This is a genomic window from Solwaraspora sp. WMMA2101, from assembly GCF_049179175.1.
GTDB lineage: Bacteria > Actinomycetota > Actinomycetes > Mycobacteriales > Micromonosporaceae > Micromonospora_E.
Window position 1 is genome coordinate 5,085,258 of sequence record NZ_JBMHMA010000006.1, and the last position, 20,176, is coordinate 5,105,433.

At 72.7% G+C, this 20,176-nt stretch carries 17 protein-coding genes; 15 read left to right on the forward strand and 2 right to left on the reverse strand.

The window, feature by feature from the left end:
* Nucleotides 1-19 precede the first annotated feature (19 nt).
* From ACN28F_RS24160 to ACN28F_RS24220, 13 genes are all read left to right on the forward strand, one after another.
* A complete protein-coding gene (locus ACN28F_RS24160; protein WP_289210167.1) occupies nucleotides 20-1,666 on the forward strand; it encodes an ABC transporter substrate-binding protein in 1,647 nt (548 codons plus the stop codon).
* Nucleotides 1,667-1,696: 30 nt separating this feature from the next.
* Nucleotides 1,697-2,566, forward strand: coding sequence for an ABC transporter permease (locus ACN28F_RS24165; RefSeq protein WP_289210168.1), 870 nt, complete (start codon nucleotides 1,697-1,699; stop codon nucleotides 2,564-2,566).
* Nucleotides 2,563-3,615, forward strand: a complete 1,053-nt coding sequence (locus ACN28F_RS24170) for an ABC transporter permease (protein WP_289210169.1) — start codon at nucleotides 2,563-2,565, stop codon at nucleotides 3,613-3,615. The genes ACN28F_RS24165 and ACN28F_RS24170 overlap by 4 nt, the downstream gene beginning before the upstream one ends.
* Before the next feature lie 7 nt (nucleotides 3,616-3,622).
* The gene (locus ACN28F_RS24175; RefSeq protein ID WP_289210170.1) at nucleotides 3,623-4,315 is read left to right on the forward strand and encodes an alpha/beta fold hydrolase; all 693 of its coding nucleotides are present in this window, start codon (nucleotides 3,623-3,625) and stop codon (nucleotides 4,313-4,315) included.
* On the forward strand, nucleotides 4,312-5,355 hold the full coding sequence (locus ACN28F_RS24180) for an ABC transporter ATP-binding protein (protein WP_289210171.1): 1,044 nt from the start codon (nucleotides 4,312-4,314) through the stop codon (nucleotides 5,353-5,355). The genes ACN28F_RS24175 and ACN28F_RS24180 overlap by 4 nt, the downstream gene beginning before the upstream one ends.
* A complete protein-coding gene (locus ACN28F_RS24185; RefSeq protein WP_289210172.1) occupies nucleotides 5,352-6,359 on the forward strand; it encodes an ABC transporter ATP-binding protein in 1,008 nt (335 codons plus the stop codon). Before ACN28F_RS24180 ends, ACN28F_RS24185 begins: the two co-directional genes overlap by 4 nt.
* On the forward strand, nucleotides 6,356-7,120 hold the full coding sequence (locus tag ACN28F_RS24190; protein WP_289210173.1) for an amidohydrolase family protein: 765 nt from the start codon (nucleotides 6,356-6,358) through the stop codon (nucleotides 7,118-7,120). Before ACN28F_RS24185 ends, ACN28F_RS24190 begins: the two co-directional genes overlap by 4 nt.
* On the forward strand, nucleotides 7,117-7,572 hold the full coding sequence (locus tag ACN28F_RS24195; protein WP_289210174.1) for a hypothetical protein: 456 nt from the start codon (nucleotides 7,117-7,119) through the stop codon (nucleotides 7,570-7,572). Before ACN28F_RS24190 ends, ACN28F_RS24195 begins: the two co-directional genes overlap by 4 nt.
* A 79-nt stretch (nucleotides 7,573-7,651) precedes the next feature.
* Entirely contained in the window at nucleotides 7,652-8,464 is an 813-nt protein-coding gene (locus tag ACN28F_RS24200) for a creatininase family protein (protein WP_289210175.1), read from the forward strand.
* An 86-nt stretch (nucleotides 8,465-8,550) separates the two neighbouring features.
* Complete coding sequence (locus ACN28F_RS24205; protein ID WP_289210176.1) at nucleotides 8,551-9,183, forward strand: cyclase family protein; 633 nt, start codon at nucleotides 8,551-8,553, stop codon at nucleotides 9,181-9,183.
* An 18-nt stretch (nucleotides 9,184-9,201) separates the two neighbouring features.
* On the forward strand, nucleotides 9,202-10,764 hold the full coding sequence (locus ACN28F_RS24210; RefSeq protein WP_289210177.1) for a gamma-glutamyltransferase: 1,563 nt from the start codon (nucleotides 9,202-9,204) through the stop codon (nucleotides 10,762-10,764).
* On the forward strand, nucleotides 10,764-12,737 hold the full coding sequence (locus tag ACN28F_RS24215) for an FAD-dependent oxidoreductase (protein WP_421359825.1): 1,974 nt from the start codon (nucleotides 10,764-10,766) through the stop codon (nucleotides 12,735-12,737). The genes ACN28F_RS24210 and ACN28F_RS24215 overlap by 1 nt, the downstream gene beginning before the upstream one ends.
* Nucleotides 12,734-14,356, forward strand: coding sequence for an amidohydrolase (locus ACN28F_RS24220; protein ID WP_289210179.1), 1,623 nt, complete (start codon nucleotides 12,734-12,736; stop codon nucleotides 14,354-14,356). Before ACN28F_RS24215 ends, ACN28F_RS24220 begins: the two co-directional genes overlap by 4 nt.
* Before the next feature lie 85 nt (nucleotides 14,357-14,441).
* On the opposite strand, the gene ACN28F_RS24225 is transcribed toward ACN28F_RS24220, so the two are convergent.
* Complete coding sequence (locus ACN28F_RS24225) at nucleotides 14,442-15,428, reverse strand: alpha/beta fold hydrolase (protein WP_421359826.1); 987 nt, start codon at nucleotides 15,426-15,428, stop codon at nucleotides 14,442-14,444.
* A gap of 97 nt (nucleotides 15,429-15,525) precedes the next feature.
* On the opposite strand from ACN28F_RS24225, the gene ACN28F_RS24230 reads away from it, so the two are divergent.
* Together ACN28F_RS24230 and ACN28F_RS24235 are read left to right on the forward strand one after the other, a co-directional pair.
* Nucleotides 15,526-16,185 carry a TetR/AcrR family transcriptional regulator gene (locus tag ACN28F_RS24230; protein WP_289210181.1) on the forward strand — a complete coding sequence of 220 codons (660 nt, stop codon included), beginning with the start codon at nucleotides 15,526-15,528 and terminating at the stop codon, nucleotides 16,183-16,185.
* Between the two features lie 365 nt (nucleotides 16,186-16,550).
* Nucleotides 16,551-17,621: a TauD/TfdA family dioxygenase gene (locus ACN28F_RS24235; protein WP_289210182.1), complete on the forward strand. Its 1,071-nt coding sequence runs from the start codon at nucleotides 16,551-16,553 to the stop codon at nucleotides 17,619-17,621.
* A gap of 182 nt (nucleotides 17,622-17,803) precedes the next feature.
* Here the strand turns inward: ACN28F_RS24235 and ACN28F_RS24240 are convergent, their stop codons facing one another.
* On the reverse strand, nucleotides 17,804-20,008 hold the full coding sequence (locus ACN28F_RS24240) for a cytochrome P450 (RefSeq protein ID WP_289210183.1): 2,205 nt from the start codon (nucleotides 20,006-20,008) through the stop codon (nucleotides 17,804-17,806).
* Between the last annotated feature and the right edge of the window lie 168 nt (nucleotides 20,009-20,176).

Genomic DNA, 20,176 nt, shown 5'->3' on the forward strand with positions numbered 1-20,176 from the left:
CCCTGCCGAGGAGCGCACTATGTCGGACGATTTCCGCAATCTTCCACAGAACCTGATATCCCGTCGCGCGATGCTGCGCGGCGCCGGCCTGCTCGGCCTCGGCTTCGGCGCCAGCAGCCTGCTCGCGGCCTGTGGCGTCGCGTCTGACGGCAACGACGACGGCGACGACAGCGGCACCACCGGCGGCACCCTGACCCTCGGGATCGACGCCACCAGCGCCGTCAACGACCCCGCGTTCTACACCTCGCTCGGTGACTGGATGGCCGTCGACTGCATCTGCCGGGGCCTGACCTTCATCTCGTTCGAGACCACCGAGCCGCAGGCCGACCTGGCCGAGAGCTGGGAAATCTCCGACGACGGACTGACCTACACGTTCACCCTGCGCCAGGGGGTGACCTTCCACGACGGCAACACCTTCACCTCCGCCGACGTGCTGGCCAGTCTCGGCCGGCAGTTCAACGCCGACGACCCGACCCTGCCCGACGGTGCCTCCCGGCCGTTGAACAGCCTCGGCGCCAACGTCGCCTCGCTCGACGCCCCCGACGAGTACACCGTGGTGATGGTGCTCAACACCCCCGACGCGACGGTGCTCAACCGGCTGTCCGACATCGGTGGGCGGATCATCTCCAAGGCCGCCCTCGACGAGTACGGCGCCGACATCGGCAAGAACCTCGTCGGCACCGGGCCGTTCAAGTTCTCCTCGGCGACCGCCGGCCAGCAGGTGGTGCTGACCGCGTTCGACGACTACCGCACCGGCCGTCCCAAGGTCGACCGGTTGGTGCTGCAGCAGGTGCAGGACCCGTCGACGATCGTGAGCTCGCTGCTCAGCGGCGACCTGTCCGCCACCCAGTTCACCCCGTACTCGGCGATCGAACAGCTGAAGGCCGACGACGCGGTGACCTTCCACGAGACGCCGTACAGCTTCGACGCCATGATGATGATCGACGCCCGGCGGATCCCGGAGCTGGAGGTGCGCCAGGCCATCAACCTGGCGATCGACCGGGAAGCGATCATCGCCCAGGCGTTCTTCGGCATCGCGGCCCTGCCCGAGGGATACACCATCCCGCCGTCGCAGAACGGCTACGACCCGAGCCTGGCCGACCTGAGCCGGTTCGACCCCGACGAGGCCCGCCGGCTGATCGAGGCCGCCGGTGCCACCGGTCGTGAGGTCGCCCTGATGGCCGCCAGCGACTCGTGGCACCCGCGTGCCGCCCAGATCGTCGCGCAGAACCTCACCGACATCGGGCTGACCGTGGTCACCGACTCGGTCGACCCGGCCACCTACTTCAGCCGGCTGCTCGACCCGGACGACCCGTTCCACGAGCTGATGATCTGGGAACGCAACTCCTACATCCCGGACCCGGACAACATGATCGGCGCGATGGGGATGCCGTCCGGTGTGTACGGCGACTTCACCTCCGGGTTCAAGACCCTGCCCGGGTCGGAGGCGTTCGCCGCCGACCTGGCCGCGGCGAAGAACCTGCCCAACGGCGACGAGCGCACCGCCGCGTACACCGACATCCAGCGTCGCTTCGCCGAGCAGTACATGGTGCTGTCGATGCTCTGCTACTCGGCCAACCCGGTGGTCACCGGCGCCAACGTCGAAGGTGCCAACGTCGCCGCGCTCGGCAGCCACCGCTGCTTCATGGAGAACGCCAGTGTCTGAGTCCACCCCCTCGGCCCGTCCGGGGGAGCAGTGACGGTCGCAGGGGCGCGGCCGGTCGGGCGATGGAGAGCCGGCTACGCCCGGCGCTCCATCGCCCGGTCCTGGCTGGCCGCCGTCTCGTGGCTGGTGCTGATCGGGTTCATCCTGATCGCTCTGGTCGGCCCGCTGCTCGTCGGCGCCGACCCGGAACGCCAGACCAACGTGACGCTGGCCGGGGTCGGCGCGGCCGGGCATCCGCTCGGCACCGACGACCTCGGCCGCGACTTCCTCGCCCGGCTGGTGTACGGCGCCCGACCGCTGTTGCAGGTCGCCTTCCTCGCCACCGGCCTCGCCGCGGCCATCGGCACCACCGTCGGGATGCTCGCCGGCTACCTCGGCGGCTGGGGGGAGCAGATCCTGATGCGGTTGACCGACATCGGGCTGGCCTTCCCGTCGATGCTTCTGATCATCCTGGTCGTCGCGGCCAGCGGTCCCGGCGTCACCAGCCTGGTGATCGGCGTCGGGATCGCCCTGTCACCCGGGTTGGCCCGGCTGGCCCGGGCGCTGACCGCCCGCGAGGCCGCGCGGGACTACGTCCTCGCCGCCCGCCTCGGCGGCACCCGGTCGCCCCGGATCATCGTGCAGGAGATCCTGCCAAACATCGCCGGCCCGATGCTCGCCCAGGTGGTGATGACCCTCTCCGTCGCCGCCGGGTTCGCCGCCGGCCTGTCCTACCTGGGGCTGGGCATCCAGCCGCCGACCCCGGACTGGGGCTACATGGTGCAGGCCGGGCAGGAGTTCATCTACTCGGCACCCCGACTGGTGGTGCTGCCCGCCGCGCTGACGCTGACCTTCGTGGTCGCCGGCAACTTCGTCGGCGACGACCTGCGCGACGCGCTGGACCCGAGGAGCCGCCGATGATCCGGCTGCTGCGCGGCAGGTCGCTGCCGATGCTGACGGTACGCCGGCTCGCCAGCGTCCCGCTGGTGCTGTTCGTCCTCGCCTCGCTGGTGTTCCTGGCCATCCGCCGGCTGCCCGGCTCGCCGTCGTCGACGCTGGCCGTCAGCGGCACCCAGGGGCTCACCGCCGAACAGATCTCCGCCAACGAGGCCCGGATCAACGAGGCGCTCGGCCTGGACCGGCCGGTCTGGGAGCAGTACCTCACCTACCTCGGTGACCTGGCCCGGCTCGACCTCGGTCGGTCGTTCTACGGCGGCAACGACGTACTGGGCCTGCTCGGTGGGGCGCTGCCGGCGACCATCGAGCTGACCGTCGCCGCGATGCTGATCGCCGTGGTGCTCGGCGTGGTCACCGGGGTGATCGCCGCGTTGCGCAAGGACACCTGGGTGGACACCACCACCCGGTCCATCGCCACGGTCAGCTTCTCGCTGCCCTGGTTCGCCCTCGGCGTACTCAGCATCGTGATCTTCGGGGTGTGGCTGCGCTGGCTGCCGGTCATCGGCCGGCTGCCCAGCCAGCTCGACTACCGGCCCACCACCAACTTCGTGCTGCTCGACGCGATCCTGCAGGACCGGCCGGAGCTCGTCTGGCCCTGGCTGCAGTACCTGATCCTGCCGGCCACGACCCTGGCGTTGGCGATGGCCGGGTTCATCACCCGGATCGTGCGGGCCTCGGTGCTGGAGGTGCTCAGCGACGACTTCGTGCGGACCGCCCGGATGAAGGGCCTGCGGGAGCGGACCATCCTGCGCCGGCACGTGCTGCGCAACGCCGGGCTGCCCATCGTGACCGTGCTCGGCCTTCAGTTCGGCTCGCTGCTCGGCGGCTCGGTGATCACTGAGACCGTCTTCTCCTATCCCGGCGTCGGCAATCTGCTGGTCAGCTCGGTGCTGCAACGCGACTACCCGGTCGTCCAGGGAGCCGCGTTGGCGATCGCGTTGCTCTTCGTACTGGTCAACGCCGCCGTCGACCTGTTCTACCTGGTCCTCGATCCCCGCCTGCGGAAAGGATGAGTCCATCATGGATATTGTGCTGGTGCACGGTGCCGGCGGCACCCCGAGCACCTGGTCCGGCGTCGCACCGCTGCTGCGCGCCGCCGGCCACCGGGTGCAGCTGGTCACCAATCCGATGAACTCGCTGCGGGAGGACGTGGCCAACACCGCCGCCCTTCTCGACGCCACCGCCGGGCCGGTGCTGCTGGTCGGCCACTCCTACGGCGGCGCGGTGATCACCAACGTCGGCCGGGACGAGCGGGTGGCCGGGCTCGTCTACGTCTGCGCGTTCGCCCCCGACGAAGGCGAATCCATCCAGGACATCATCGGCCGGTATCCGCCGGCCGAGGTCAGCCGGCACATGCGGCGTGGACCCGACGGCGAATGGTTCTCCGACCACAGCCCCGAGTACTGGGCCGAGATCGGCTGGGACGTGCCCGAGGACGAACGGGCCAGCTTCGACGCCGACTCGCGGCCCAGCTCCAACGCGATCTTCGCCGAGCCCACCGGGGTGCCCGCCTGGCGCACCACGCCGGCCTGGTACCTGGTCGCCGCGCAGGACAAGACGCTGCGTCCGGACACCCAACGGGACATGGCGGCCCGCGCCGGCGCCACCGTCGCCGAGATCACCGGCAGCCACTTCACCCCCCGGGTCTGGCCCCGCGAGGTGGCCGACCTGGTGGAGCGGGCCGCCGCCAGCCTCGCCGGAGCGCCCCGGTGACCTCCGCCCCGGCGGCCCCGGCACCGCCCGTACTGTCCGTACGCGGGCTGCGGGTCGAGTTCGACGTGCCCGCCGGACGGCTGCCTGCCGTCGCCGGCGTCGACCTCGACCTGTACGCCGGGGAGATCCTCGCCCTGGTCGGCGAGTCCGGTTCCGGCAAGTCCGCCCTGGCGATGAGCCTGGTCGGGCTCAACCGCGCACCGGGCACCCACATCAGCGGCGAGGTCGACTTCAACGGGTGCAACCTCGCTACCGCCAGCGAGGCCACCCTGCGCCAGGTCCGGGGCAGGGACGTCTCGGTGGTGTTCCAGGACGCCCTCGCCGCGCTCAACCCGCTGCAACGCGCCGGTGCCCAGGTCGCCGAGATGATCCGTACCCACCAGCGGGTCAGCCGGGCGCAGGCCTGGCGGCGGGCCGAGGAACTGCTCGCCGACGTCGGTATCGCCAACCCGGCCCGTAACGCCCGCGCCTACCCGCACCAGCTCTCCGGCGGGATGCGGCAACGCGTCATGATCGCCATCGGGCTGGCCAACGACCCGACCGTGCTCATCGCCGACGAGCCGACCACCGCCCTGGACGTGACCATCCAGGCCCAGGTCCTGGCCACCCTCAAACGGCTGCAGGCCGAGCACGGCACCTCGATCGTGCTGATCACCCACGACCTGGGGGTGGTCGCCGAGGTGGCCGACCGGGTGGCCGTCATGTACGGCGGCCGCATCGTCGAACAGGGCACCCGCGACCAGGTGCTGTACCAGCCGCAACACCCGTACACGATGGGCCTGCTGGACTCGGTGCCCCGGGTCGACGGTCCGGTCGCCGACGCGTTGCCAGCCATCCCCGGCAGCCCGCTCACCGGCGTCACCCGCCCGCCGGGCTGCGGCTTCGCCCCGCGCTGCGCGCTGCACCACGACGGCTGCGACACCGCGCCACCCGAGCTGATCCGCCGGTACGGCGACGCCGGCCACCTCGACGCCTGCCTGCTCGACGCGGCAGCCCGCCACGCCGCCCGTAGCCCCGCACGAGTCGGAGGTCAGCCGTGACCGGTGTGCCGCTGATCCAGCTGACCGGCCTGCGGGTGGAGTACCCCGGGCGCGGCGGGGACCCGGTCCGCGCCGTGCGCGACGTCGACCTGGAGATCCGGTCGGGGGAGACCCTCGGCCTGGTCGGCGAGTCCGGCTGCGGCAAGTCCACCCTCGGCCGGGCCATCCTGCGGATCACCGAACCCACCGCCGGCAGCATCCGACTGCTCGGCAAGGAGATCACCGGCCTGCGCGGCACGGTGTTCCGGCAGACCCGCGCCGACCTGCAGATGGTGTTCCAGGATCCGTTCAGCTCGTTGAACCCCCGGCGGCGGATCGCCGACAGCGTCGCCGAGCCGCTGCTGCGCGGCCGGGGCATGAGCCGGGCCCAGGCCCGCCGTACCGTTGACGACCTGCTCGACCTCGTCGGGCTGGGCCGCGACGCCGGCCGGCGCCGGCCGCACGAGTTCTCCGGCGGGCAGCGGCAACGGATCGGCATCGCCCGCGCGCTCGCCCCGTCCCCCCGGTTCATCGTCGCCGACGAGCCGGTCTCCGCCCTCGACGTCTCCATCCAGGCCCAGGTGGTCAACCTGCTCGCCGACCTGACCCGCGAGCGCGGCCTGACCATGCTGTTCATCTCGCACGACCTGGGCGTGGTGCGGCACATCGCCGATCGGATCGCCGTCATGTACCTCGGCCAGATCATCGAGGTCGCCGACCGCGACGCGTTCTTCGCCGGCCCGGCGCACCCGTACAGCGAGGCACTGCTGTCGGCCGTACCGACGCTGGACCGCACCGGCGGGCGGGAGCGGATCGTGCTCGCCGGCGAGCTGCCCGATCCTGCGCATCCGCCGGCCGGCTGCCTGTTCCACACCAGATGCCGGTACGCCGTCGACCGCTGCCGCAGCGAACCCCCCGCGTTGCGGCCCATCGCCGCGGACCGCACGGTCCGCTGCCATCTGCCCCTGGTGCCGGCCGACATCCCGGCACCATCGACCGTCACCACCGGAGGCGCACCACGATGATCATCGACGCGTACAACACCACCCAGGACGTACGGGGCCGGTCCGACTACCTCACCGGTGCCCGTCCCGGCCAGGCCCCGCCGCCGTACACACCGTTCGACCCGCGCCGCATCCTGGACCGGATGGACGCCGCCGGGGTGGACATGGCGATGGTCTGCTCGCTGGCCCAGCGGATCGAGAACGACTTCATCATCGGCCTGACGAAGGCGTACCCCGACCGGCTGTTCGGGTTCGGGCAGGTCCGCCCGGCCGACGACGACGCGCTCGACGAGATCGCCCGGATCGCCGACGCCGGCCTCAAGGGCCTCAAACTGCATCCGAGCATGCACGGCTACCACGTCGCCGACCACGGTCTGCTCGACCCGGTCTTCGCCGCCTGCGCCGAACACGGTCTGATGGTGCTGATCAACGCGCTCGACGACGCGTTCTGCGCACCCCTGGCGATCGAGGAGATCGCCAAGGGCCACCCGCAGGTGCCGACGATCATCGCCCACATGGGCGCGGTGTGGAACGTCCCGGAGGCGATCATCGTCGCCGAACGCAACCCGCACATCTACCTGGAGACCTCGGCGACGCTGATCAGCGACGTCCGGCGCGCGTACGCCCGGCTCGGCCCGGAGCAGATCCTGCTCGGCAGCGAGTGGCCCGGCTCCGACTTCGACCTGGAACGGATGAAGATCGCCAAGGCGATCCCGGACGCGGCCGACCGGGCCCTGGTCGAGGGCGGCAACATGGCGAAACTCCTCGGGATCTCCGCGTGACCGCCGCCGACGTCGCCCCGGTGCCGCCGCCGGCCGACATGGCCCCGGGCGACGTCGAACTGCTCGACGTCGCCCAGCGGCTGCTGTCGAAGGTCTGGGTCGCCGGCCGACACGAGGTCGCCACCGCGCTGCGTACCCCCGACGGTGCCATCCACACCGGCGTCCACCTGGAAGGGTCATGCCGGCGCAGCTCCATCTGCGCCGAGGGGGTCGCCCTCGGGGCGGCCCGTGGCGCGCTGGCACCGGACGCACCGCTCACCGTCGACAGCGTCGTCTCCGTCCAGATCAAACCCGCCGGACGGTTCCGGATCATCGCCCCGTGCGGCGTGTGCCGGGAGCTGATCAGTGACTACAGCCCGCAGACCCGCGTCTGGATCACCACCGTCGACGGTGCCGTCACCGCCATGGCGGCCATCGACCTGCTCCCGGAGAAGTCCCGCCGCGCCTGGTGAGGCGACCCGACCGCGAAACCCGCGCCGACCACGACCGTGCGGCCCGCGCCGACCACGTCCACGTACCGAGAGGAACACCGTGTCCGACCAGTCCCACACCGACCTCGACCGGGCGGCGCTCGCCGCCGAACTCGGCGGCCCCGGCACCCCGGTTGCCTGGGCCGACCTGACCTGGCCGGAGGCCGGCCAGACGGCGACCACGGTCGATGCGGTGATCGTCCCGGTCGGTGCCACCGAACAGCACGGCCCGCACCTGCCGCTCGCCGTCGACACGCTGATCTGCGACGCGGTCGCCCGCGAGGTCTCCGCGCTCACCGGCGTACCCGTGGTGCCGCCGATCGGCTACGGCGTCTCCGCCTCACACGGCGACTTCGCCGGCACCATCGCGCTACGCCCGGAAACCCTCATCGCCGTCGTCGAAGACGTCATCGACTCGCTGCACGCCAGCGGTGTCCGGCAGTTCATCCTGCTCAACGGGCACATCTGGAACGCCGGCTCGCTCGACGTCTCGGCCGAGAAGCTGCGGGTACGCCACCGCGACGCCCGGGTGCGGGCCCTGGCCTACGTGACCATGTACCCCGGGCCGGAGGTCGACGGGCACGTCTACTACGGCCGCGGCCTGATGCACGCCAACTACTTCGAGACCTCGGTGATGCTGCACCTGCACCCGGACCTGGTCCAGATGGCGAAGGCCACCTCGCACCGCGACGTCGACTCCTTCTGGGACTACCGGATGGACCAGGTCAGCGACACCGGCGTGTGGGGCCGCGACGTCGCCGACGCCACCGCCGAGCACGGCCGCGCCGAGTTCGACCGCTGCGTGGCCACCACCGCCCGGGCCGTCGCCGCCGCCGTCCGGGAACCCTGGCCCGACCCCACCCACCGGCCCTGACCGTCACGCCCCGGTTCTGACCGTCCTGCACGGCCCCGACCGCCCGCGCCCTGACCGTCCCGCCACGCTCTGCCCGGAGGACCCGCGTGAAGATCTACGACATCACCCTGCCGATCCACCCGAAGATGCTGCACTGGGGCCGCAAACCCGAGGTGGAGATCGTCGAGTCGCTGGCCAACGGCGACGCCTCCAACGTCACCCGGTGGCGGCTCGGCGCACACACCGGCACCCACGTCGACGCCCCCGCGCACTTCGTCGACGGTGCCACCCCGATCGACGAGGTCGCCCTGGAGACCCTGGTCGGCCCGGCGGTCGTCGCCGACCTGACCGGTGTCGACGGTGACGTGACCGTCGACGACCTGGTCGCCGCCGGCGTCTCCGGGGCGTCGCGGGTGCTGCTCAAGACCAGCAACTCGGCCGGCCCGCTGCGCGAGACCGAACGTGCCGAGTCCTGGGTCGGGCTCTCCCCGGAAGCCGCCCGTTGGCTGATCGACCAGCAGGTCGCGCTGATCGGCATCGACTACCTGACCATCGAGAGCCACCGGCGCACCGACACCTGGGACGCCCACCACGCGCTGCTCGGCTCCGGCGTGATCATCCTGGAGAACGCCGACCTCGACGCCGTGCCACCGGGGGAGTACGAACTGGTCTGCCTGCCCACCAAACTGGTCGGCGCCGACGGGGCGTTCGCCCGTACCATCCTGATCCAGCGCGACTGACCGGCGAGACTGATCCGCATGCCGACCGAGATCGCGATCGCCGCACCACACCCGTCCGCGTTGGACGCCGCCGCCGACGTGGTGGCCGCCGGAGGCGGCGTCGTCGACGCCGCCCTCGCCGCCGCTGCCGCGCTCACCGTCGCCTACCCGCACCAGTGCTCGGCCGGCGGTGACCTGATCGCGCTGGTCCGTACCCCCGACGACCAGGTCCGGGCGGTGCTGTCGGTCGGTGCGGCCGCCGTCGGCATCGACGTCGCGGCGCTGCGTGCCACCGCCGACCGGATGCCGCCGGGCGGGCCGCTGACCGTCACCGTGCCCGGCGTCGTCGCCGGCTGGGCAGCGCTGGCCGACCTCGGCGGCCAGCTGCCGCTGGCCCGGGTGCTGGCACCGGCGGTGGAGCTGGCCGCCGGCGGCGTACCGGTCAGCCCCGGCCTGGCTGCGGCGATCCTGCGCCGCCTCGACGTGGTCCGCGCCGATCCCGGCCTCGCGGCGCTGCTGCTCGACGGCGACGGTACGCCGCTGCCGACCGGGTCGGTGCTGCGTCAGCCGGCGCTGGCCCGCACCCTCGGCACGGTCGGTGCCGACTGGCGCGACTACTACCAGGGCGAACTCGCCGAGGCGCTGGCCGCCGGGCTGGCCGCCCTCGGAAGCCCGTTGACCGCCGCCGACCTCGCCGGCCACGCCGCCGAGATCACCGACCCACTGCGGTACGCCGCCGCCGGCTCCGAGGTGACCTGGTCTGTCGCCCCGCCGCCCAGCCAGGGGGCCACCCTGCTTGCCATGCTCTCCGGAGCAACCGCCGACACTGCTACTGCCACCGCAGCGACCACCACCGCCCCCGCCAACCACCTGTCGGCCGCGCTGACCACCGCCCGGACCGCCGAGCAGCGGCGCGACGCCCTGCTCGGCGACCCTCGGACCGGCCCGATCGACCTCGACGGACTGCTGCTGCGCACCGGCACCCCCACCGGACCGACCCCGCCGACCGGTCCGAAACCTGCCGGGGACACCGTCGCCGTCACCGCCGTCGGCAGCGACGGCACCGCCGTCACCCTGATCCAGAGCGTGTTCCAGACCTTCGGTGCCGGCATCTGCGAACCCGGCACCGGCCTGGTGCTGCACAACCGGGGGTCGGTGTTCAGCCTCGACCCGGCCCACCCCGGCCGGCTGCGCCCCGGTGCCCGCCCACCGCACACCCTCTGCCCGGCGATCGCCACCGGCCCGGACCGGGTGCTCGCGCTGGGCTGCCAGGGTGGCCGGGCTCAGCCGTGGATCCTTGCCCAGGTCGCCGCCGACGCGTTGACCACCACCGACCCGGCCGGGCTGCTGGCCCGCCCCCGGTGGGTGATCGGTGCCCGCGACGTCGGCCAGGACCGGCCCAGCCTGCTGCTGGAGCCGGACACCCCGGACACCGACGCGCTGCGCGCCACCGCCGCCGACCTCGACCTGCAGGTGGTCCAGTTGCCGCAGCGTCACGACGACGCCGGGCACGTGCAACTGGCCCGGCTCACCCCGGCCGGCCTCGACGCCGCCAGCGACCCCCGCGCCGACGGCGCCGCCCGGGTGCTGCGAGGCGGCTGATGGACTCCGCCGACGCGGCGGCGGTGCTCGCCGCCCCGTACCGACTCGGGCCGGTCGGGCTGCGGTCCCGGATCGTCAAGGCGCCCACCTCGACCGGCGCGGCCGACGCCGCCGGGTTCGCCCAGCCGTGGCACCGGGACCACTACGGGCGGGTCGGCCGGGGTGCCGCGTTGACCATCGTGGAGTTCACCGCGATCGACGACGACACCGCCCGCGGCTTCCCCGGCCATCTCAGCATCGCCAGCGACGACCACGCCGCCGCGCTCGCCGCCGTCGCCGAGCGGATCGCCGCCGCCGGAGCGGTGCCCGGTCTGCAGATCGCCCACGCCGGCCGGCAACGCACCCTGCCCGGCGAAGCCGTCGCCGCCTCGGAGGTGCCCTGGCCGACCATCGAACGCCGCCTCGGGCTGCGCCCACGCTCCATCACCGTCGACGAGATCGCCGAGGTCGTCGCCGGGTTCGCCCGGGCCGCCGACCGCGCCGCCCGGGCCGGGTTCCGGGTCGTGGAGATCCAGGCCGCCAACGGCTACCTGCTCGCCGGGTTCCTGTCGCCGCACACCAACCGCCGTACCGACGGCTACGGCGGCGACCCGGCCCGGCGACGCCGCATCCTGCTGGAGGTCGTCGCCCGCTGCCGGGCCGCGTTGCGCCCCGAGGTGGCGCTCACCGTACGGCTGTCCGACCGCGACCACGAGCCCGGCGGCCAGGACCTCGCCGAGACCGCCGCCCTGGTGCGCACCCTGGCCGCCGCCGGCCAGGTCGACGCCGTGCACGTCTCGTCCGGCAACCACGAGACCCGGGTACGGCAGGTGCCGCCGGCCGCCGTACCGCCCGGTGCCGCCTGGCGGTCGGCCGGTGACCTGCGCGGGTACGGACTGCCCGTCATCGCCTGCGGTGGGGTGACCGACCCGGTGCAGGCCGCTACCCTGATCCGCGACGGCACCGCCGACCTGGTCGCGCTCGGCCGGGCCTTCCTCGCCGACCCCGACTGGGCCGGGAAAGCCCTGGCCGGCACCGCCGACCGGATCCGTCCGTGCGTACGCGGCAACGACGGCTGCCACGCCCGCGCCGCCCTGGTCGGCCGTCCGGTCGCCTGCACCGTCAACCCGGCGCTGAGTCGACCGGATCGCACCGCGCCGCGCCGGTCCACGGTGGATCTTCCAGTGCCCGTCGCCGGTGCCGTTGTGCCGCCGGTGCTCGTCGCCGGCGCCGGTCCGGCCGGCCTGGAAGCCGCCCACGCCCTCGCCGAGCGTGGCCACCGGGTCCGCCTGTACACCGGCGGCCGACTCGGCGGTGCGCTGCGCGACGCCGTGGACACCGGCGTGCACGACAGTTTCGCCCCGTACCTGCGCTGGTTGACGGCCCGGCTGACGGACAGCGACGTCGAGGTCGTCGACGCCCCGCTGCGCAGCGACGACCTGACCGGTGAGTGGGCCGGACTGGTGGTCGCCACCGGCAGCGACCAGCGGGTGCTGCCCGGTGCCGTACCCGCGCTCGACGTGCTGCGCGGCACGGTGCCGCCGCCGTCCGACGGCCCGGTGGTGGTGATCGGTGCCGGCCGGACCGGCACCAGCACCGCCGCCGCGTTGGCCCGCCGGGATGCCGACGTCACCCTGATCGGCGACACCACCCGGGTGCTCGACACCGAACCCCCCGACGACCCGCCGACCTGGACCGATCTGCTCGCCGACCTCGGCGTCCGGCTCGTCCTCGGCGGCCAGGCCAGGATCATCGAGGAACGGCAGGTGCAGGTGAACGGCGAGACGGTGCCGGCTGGACTGATCGTCGCGGCGGTCGGCCGCGAGCCCCGCAACGACCTGTACGACGATGCTACGGCGGTCGCCGCCGGCCGACCGGTGCTGCGCTGCGGCGACGCGCTGCGCCCGGCACGGCTGCACGACGCGGTGCACGCCGGGGCGGACACCGCCCGTACCCTGCACGACGCGCTCACCATCCGGCAGGTGACATCGTGACCGGCGGTGACCTGCTGGTCGTCGGCGACGTGCACACGATGGACCCGGCCGGCCCGCGCGCCGAAGCCGTGGCGGTGCGCGCCGGCCGGATCGTCGCCGTCGGTGACCTGCGCGCCGTCCGCGATGCCGTCCCCACTGGTACGCCGCAGCTCGCCCCGCCCGGCGGGGTCGTGCTGCCCGGCTTCGTCGACAGTCACGTGCACCTGATCTGGGCCGGCCGGGCCGCCGCCCGCGTCGGCCTGGACGACGCGACCAGCGTCCGCGACATCTGCGACCGGATCACCCGGTACGCCCGCCGGTACCCCACCCGCCGGTGGATCGAGGCCGACGCCGGCTTCGACCCCGGTGACCTGGCCGAACACCGCCTGCCGTCGGCAGCCGAGTTGGAAGCCGCCGCCCCGGGTCGGCCGGTGCTGCTGGACCGCAAGGGCCACGACGGCATCGCCAACCTGACCGCGTTGCGGCTGGCCGGGATCACCGCCGCCACCCCGGACCCGCCGGGCGGGCGGATCGACCGGTATGCCGACGGCAGCCCGACCGGGCTGCTCGTCGAGCATCCGGCGGTCGCCCTGGTCCGTGCGGTGATCCCGGAGCCGGATCAGCGGACGAGGATCGACTGGATCACCGCCGGACAGGCGCAACTGCTCGCCCACGGCATCACCACCGCCGTCGACCCGGCGCTGCCGGCCGCCGAACTGGCCGCGTACGCCGCCGCCGGGCGGTCCGGCGCGTTGCGGCTGCGCACCGTCGCGATGCCGCTGGGCGGCGACGACGTGGACGACGCGCAGGTACGGCGTACCCTCGATGAACTTGATCTTGACAGGGTCGCACCCGGGCTGTTGCGTGCCGGGCCGACGAAGCTCTTCCTCGACGGCGGCGGCTCGCTCGGCACCGCACTGCGCTCGTCGCCCTGGCCGGGCACCGACGGCTACCACGGCAACCAGAGTCTGCGCACCGAGACGGTGCGGGCGCACTGCGCCGCTGCGGCGGCGCACGGTCGGGGCGTCGGCGTGCACGCCGTCGGCGACGCCGCGATCGACCTGACCCTGTCGGTCTTCGCCGAGGTCGCGGCCGGTACGCCGATCGCCGGCCTGGGCTTCCACCTGATCCACGCCTACCTCGGGCCGGGGCCGGCGGCGATGGCGACCGCCCGGCGACTCGGCGTGCCGGTGTCGGCGCACCCGGCGCTGCAGTGGGCGTTCGGGCTCAACCTGATCGAGCGGCTCGGCGAGCCGGCGGCGGCCGCCGCGAACCCGCTGCGAACCTGGCTGGACGCTGGCGTGACGGTCGGTGGCGGCTCCGACGGGCCGGGACCGCCGATGTCGGTGCTGCACGGCATCTGGCAGGCCCGCACCCGTCGGGTCCGGGGCCGCGACGAGCCGCTCGGGCCGGATCAGGCGGTCACCGCCGCCGAGGCGCTGGCACTGTTCACTACCGGCGCGGCGCAGGTGGCGGGCAGTCCGCAGGCCGGCTGGGGCGGTGGCGTGCTGCGGGTCGGCGAGCCGGCGGACCTGACCGTGCTCGACGTCGATCCGCTCACCCCGGACGCCGACGCGCTGCTCGCCGGCACCGTCCTGGCCACCGTGGTCGCCGGCGAGGTCCGCTACACGGTGGAGTGAGTCGGGCTCTCGCGCAGCCCCCGACGACTGCTGGCCACGTTTCCGGCCTTATCGAGGCCGCTGCCCCAGGGCCGGGTCTGGGCGGCTATCGACCGGACGCGGCGAGGAAGTCGGCGATGTCGGCGGCGATCCGGTCCGGGTACTCGCCGTTGATGGCGTGGGAGGCGTCCGGGTAGACGACCACGGTCGCCTCGGGCAGCGTGCTGTCGGCGACCTCGGCCGCTTCGGCGGTGTCGTGCATCCGGGACTCGCCGGCGAGCAGCGCCAGCGTCGGAGTCCGTACCCCGGCCAGGTCCTCAGGCGTGATCCGGTGTGGGGCGGAGAGCTTCAGCGCGTACGTCTGCATGCCGGCCTCGATCATCTGGGCGACCGGTACGTCCTCGACGGGCGCGTCGTTGGCGGTCCAGCTGGCGAAGTCGTCGCGCCATGACCTGGGGAACCAGCGGACACTGGCCGGGATCGACCGGAGGATCGCCTGCCAGGACAGGTCAGCGAAGACCAGGACCGGATCGAGCAGGGTGACACTGGCGATCTTCTCCGGCCGGTGCACCGCCAGGTTCATCGCGGTCCAGCCGCCGATCGAGAGCCCGACCAGGTGGATGGCCGGCTCCGGCAATTCCACCAGCACCTCGTGTAGCCACTGCGCGTGGTCGCTGGGGGTTTCGATCGGCCGCTGCTGGATGCTCATCCCCGGCTCGCCGAGCAGGTCGATGGTGTAGACGCTGCGCAGTCGAAGCAGCGCGGGCAGGTTGTCGGCCCAGACCGGCGAGGCCGCCGTCCGGCCCGGCAACAGCAGCAGCGGATCGGCGTCCGGCTCGGCACCGGCGAAGTGGTAGAGCCGCACCACGCCGTAGCTGGTCCGCACGTCGTGGGTCTGATCGGGCCTGGGGAGCTCAGCCATGGCCTGCCGGTAAGCGGCCAGGAAGCGGTCGTGCGCGGCGGCCGAGGTGAAATGGCCGACCGGCGCTGGGGCGCGCATGGCGAGGGCAGCGATCAGGAGTGTGACGGCGATCAGGGCGGCGCCACCGATGATCAGCCAGCGGCGGCGCGGGCGGGGGAGTGGACGGCGCACCTGCGTCCTCCTTGCGGGCTCCGGGTCGGCGGACTTACCGTACGGTCAGAAGTCTAACCGCACGGTAGAATTTCTGCCTGACCGGTAAGCTCACCCCATGTCATCGACCGGTCCGGACCTGGCGGGCAAACCGCTGACGATCACCGAGCGAGCCCGGCGGGCGCAGTTCGTCCAGGTGACCATCGACCTCATCGCCGAGCACGGGTATCCCGGCACGTCGCTGGCCCGGATCGCCGAGGCCGCCGAGGTCTCCAAGGCGGCCGTGCTCTACCACTTTCCGACCAAGGGCGCCGTGGTCCGGGCCGCGTACCAGTCGGTGATCGACGCGCTCACCAGCGCGGTCGGCGCGGCGGTCGCCGACCAGTCGGGCGCGCAGGCCCTGTACGCGTACATCCGGGCGCTGGTCGGCCACCTCGACGCCCGTCCCGATCACGCTCGCATGATCATCGAGGCGATCACCGCCGAGGCCGGGGTCACCGACAGCCCGGACGACCGGGGCCGCCAGGCGGTGGTCGCGGGGTTGATCGACGCGGCCGGGGCGGCCGGCGACTACCGCGCCGAGGTCGATTCCCGCAGTACGGCCGTCATCGTCAACGGTGCGATCGACGCGATCGTGGCGCAGCGCCTCGCCGACCCTGGCTTCGATGCGGCCGGGGCCGCCGACACGCTCGTCGACCTGCTCGACCGGGCGCTCCGTCAGCTGGCACCCCCCGCCGAGAGTCGGGCTGGCACCCCCGCCGAGAGCCGCCAAGATTGATCGTATTGCGAGACGGCGTCTCTGTTGACGGCCGACGGGCGCTGGCTTAGGCTGGATCGCACGACCACATAGCCGCAGGAGAACGCCATGATCCGAGTTCCGCAAGGCTCTGGATTGTTGGTGCGCGGTTACGAGGAGCCGCTGCGGGTCCACCCGCCGCGCGAGGGCATGCGCCCCGGGACCGCTGCCGGGGACCCGCAGACCCCGTTCTGATTTCGAGTCCCGTCGACCGCCGCGCACGTGTGCGCCGCCGGTCCGGCGGGAAGCCAGCCCTGTCCTGAAGCACCGGTGCAGAAACGCCACCTGCGTCGCACCGGGACACCGGCACTCTCCCATCAGAATCGACGACCTCGGAGCGCATCATCATGACGACCGCAATCGACCTCGCACCGATCTCCGGCCCGTCCGCCTGGCGCGGTGACGAGCTGAGCACGTCCACCGAATGGATCTACCACCTCAGCGACGCCGAGCGGACCGAACTGGAGACCGTCGGCCGCAAGTTCGTCGCCGACGACCCCGACCTGCGTACGGTGACCGCCGCCGACTACCCGCTGCCGGTCTGCGCCGGCCTCAACGCCGAGTGCGCCCAGCAGATGGACTCCGGCCGTGGCTTCATCCTCGTCCGCGGCCTGCGCACCGAGGAGTACGGCGACACCCTGGCCGGCGCGATCTTCTTCGTGATGGGGCTGCACCTCGGCGTACCGATGGCGCAGAACCAGATGGGCGACGTGCTCGACCACGTCATCGCCACCTCCAACAAGACCCTCGACGACCCGTCGGCGCTGCCGTCGCGGGTGCGTGACCGGCTGCCGTTCCACTCCGACAGCTCCGACGTCGTCGCGCTGATGTGCCTGCGCGCGGCGAAGGACGGCGGGGCGAGCAGCCTGGTCAGTGGTACCACCATCTACAACGAGATCCTGCGCCGCCGGCCGGACCTGGCGCCGCTGCTGTTCGAGCCGTGGCACTGGGACTGGTACAAGCAGGACCACGACGCCCCGGCGAAGACCTACGAGTCGCCGATCTGCAGCTACGTCGACGGCATCTTCAGCACGTACGCCGGCAGCTCGATGATCTTCTCGGCGCAGGACTACCCCGAGGTGCCGCGCCTCACCGAGGCGCAGATCGAGCTGCTGCACCTCTACGACGAGATCTCCCAGGAGCCGGGTCTGGCGCTGGACATGAACTTCCAGCCCGGGGACGTGCAGTGGCTGCTGAACTACGCCGCCCTGCACTCGCGGACCGGCTACGTCGACTACCCGGAGCCGGAGCGTCGTCGCCACCTGCTGCGGTTGTGGCTCAAGCGCGACGTCGGCCGCCCGCTGGTCGACGGCTTCGGCAAGAACGTGGTCAGCGACCGGGGCGCGGCGGACGTGGTGCCGGGCGGCCGGTTCCAGATCGCCGAGGCGGCCGAGGTGAACATCGAGTGGGGTAACTGACCACTCCGGTACGTGGACGGCCCGACACGCTCCAACGTTGTAGCGTGCCGGGCCGTCCGCATTAAGCCGACCAGCATCGGTGCCAGGGCATCGGTGACATCACGCGAAGGGCGGGACCGGTTCATCCGGTCCCGCCCTTCGCCGTCGTACGGCTGGCTCAGCGTTGTCGTCGTACAGCCGGCTCAGAGATCGAGCACCAGCCGCTGCGAGCTGCACCGCCCGACGCAGATCATCATGCTGCGGCCGGCGGCCCGCTCGTCGGCGGTGAGCAGCGAGTCGCGGTGTTCCGGCGTACCGGCCAGCACCCGCGTCTCACACGCGCCGCAGTACCCCTTCTCGCAGTCGTAGGTCAGCCCGGGTACCGCCTCGCGTAGCACCTCGATCATCCGTTTGTCCTTCGGCACCCGCAGGGTGACGCCGGTGCGGGCCAGGTGCACGTCGAACTCGGTGTTGGCTGCCGGGTCGAACGGCACCTCCAGGTCGTCGCCGGCGGCGAAGCGTTCCACGTGCAGCTGCCCGCTCCGGCCGGCGTCGGCGCACACCCGCTCCACGGCGTTGATCATCGCGCCGGGTCCGCAGCAGTAGATGGCGGTGCCGTCGTTGACGCCGCCGATCAGCGCGGCCAGGTCGGGCAGTCCGGCCTCGTCCTGCGGGAGCAGGGCGGCCCGGTCACCGGCGAGGGCGGCCAGTTCGTCGGCGAAGGCCATCGAGGCGCGACTGCGGCCGCCGTAGACGACCTGGTACGGCGTACCGCGCCGGACGGCCTCGCGGACCATGGCCAGGATCGGGGTGATCCCGATGCCGCCGGCCAGGAAAAGGTACGCGGGGGCGTCGACCAGCGGGAAGTGGTTACGTGGTCCCCGTACGGTCAGGGTCGCGCCGGTGGCCGCGACGGTGTGCAGCTCGACGGAGCCGCCCCGGCCGGCGGTCTCGCGCAGCACGCCGATGCGGTAGTGCCCGGTTTCGGCCGGGTCACCGCAGAGCGAGTACTGCCGGAGTCGACCGGAGGGCAGCCGTACCTCCAGATGGGCGCCGGGTGCCCAGGCCGGCAGCGGTGCGCCGTCGGCGGCGGCCAGCCGTACCTCCAGCACCTCGTCGGCGGCCCGGGTGACCGCCTGGACGACCAGTTCCCGGTCCCCACCTGGGCGGCTCGCCACCGGGATACCCCCGGTCGCCGCGTCGGCGGCGCGGCGGCCGGGGGTGAACACGGCCGGGATGGCGTCCCAGCCGGTCTGGTTCCCCTTGGTGGGGTAGCCGACGAGACCGTCGGTGACAACCTGGTAGTCCGGCAGCCGGGTCAGCACCTGGGTGATCATTTCGCGGAACATCAGCCGGGCCAGGTGCGCGCCGGCGCAGCGGTGGCTGCCGATGCCGAAGCTGAGGTGACGGGTGGCGTCACGGTCGAGGCGGACCTGTTCGGGCTCGGGGAAGACCGCCGGGTCGTGGTTGGCGGCGACCCAGGGAATCAGGATCCGCTCGCCGGCGCTGACCGGGCAGCCGCCGACTTCGGCATCGGCGCGGGCCGTGCGGGCCATCGACTGCGACGGGGCGAAGACCCGCAGGAACTCCTCGGTGGCGCTGTCGAGCAGGTCCGGGGTGTCGATGAGCCGCTGGCGCTGCTCGGGGTGACGGCTCAGGTGCACCAGGGTGGATCCGGTCAGCGACGTGGTGGTGTCGACGCCGCCGGCGACCAGCAGCCCGATCACCGAGACGAGTTCGTCGACGCTGAACAGTTCACCGTCGGCGCGGCGCTGGGCCGCGAGGTAGCTGACCGCGTCGTCGGCGGGTTCGGCGCGCCGGTCGCGGATCAGGTCTCGGATCCGTTCGTCGAGGTACGCCAGCCCCTGTGCGCCCCGGATGGCGCGGTCGCTGCCGGGCAGGGCGGCGAAGATGTCGTGGATCGGCTTGGCCAGCTTGGCCCAGTCCGACTCCGGGAAGCCGAGCCAGTCCAGGGTGACGGCGGCCGGCAGCGGGTTGGTCAGGTCGCGGACGAAGTCGACGGAGCCTTCGGTGATGAAGGCGTCGACGACGCGGGTGGTGTGCCGGGCGATCATCGGGGCGAGTTTCGCCACCGCGTCCTGGGTGAGCAGCGGGTTGATCAGGTCCCGGTAGCCGGTGGCGGCCGGCGGGTCCAGCTCGATCGGGTACTGCTCCAGGCCGGGTCCGCGCGGGATGACGATGGCGGTGCCGTCGCCGCCGGCGGTGGCCCTGGCGGAAGAGAAGGTGTCGTCGTCGCGGGCGACGCGGACCACGTCGGCGTACCGGGTGGTGTAGACGAAGCCGCCGTGCGCGGCGGTCCGCCCGACCGGACATTTTTCCCGGTACGTCCGGTAGTACCCGACCGGGTCGGCGTTGCACGTGGCGGAGTGGTGGTCGAAGTCAGTCATGGCGCACGAGCTCCACGGATGCTGGCTACCGCGCGGTGTTTCCCAGCCGCGCCACTGGGTGTCTGTCGCCGAGAGTAATCGTGTTCACATTACGAGACAACGTTTCACCTTGAGACACTGTAACTCGCCTGCCTGTCGTGCCAGGGTGTCCGCGTTGCCTCATGATCG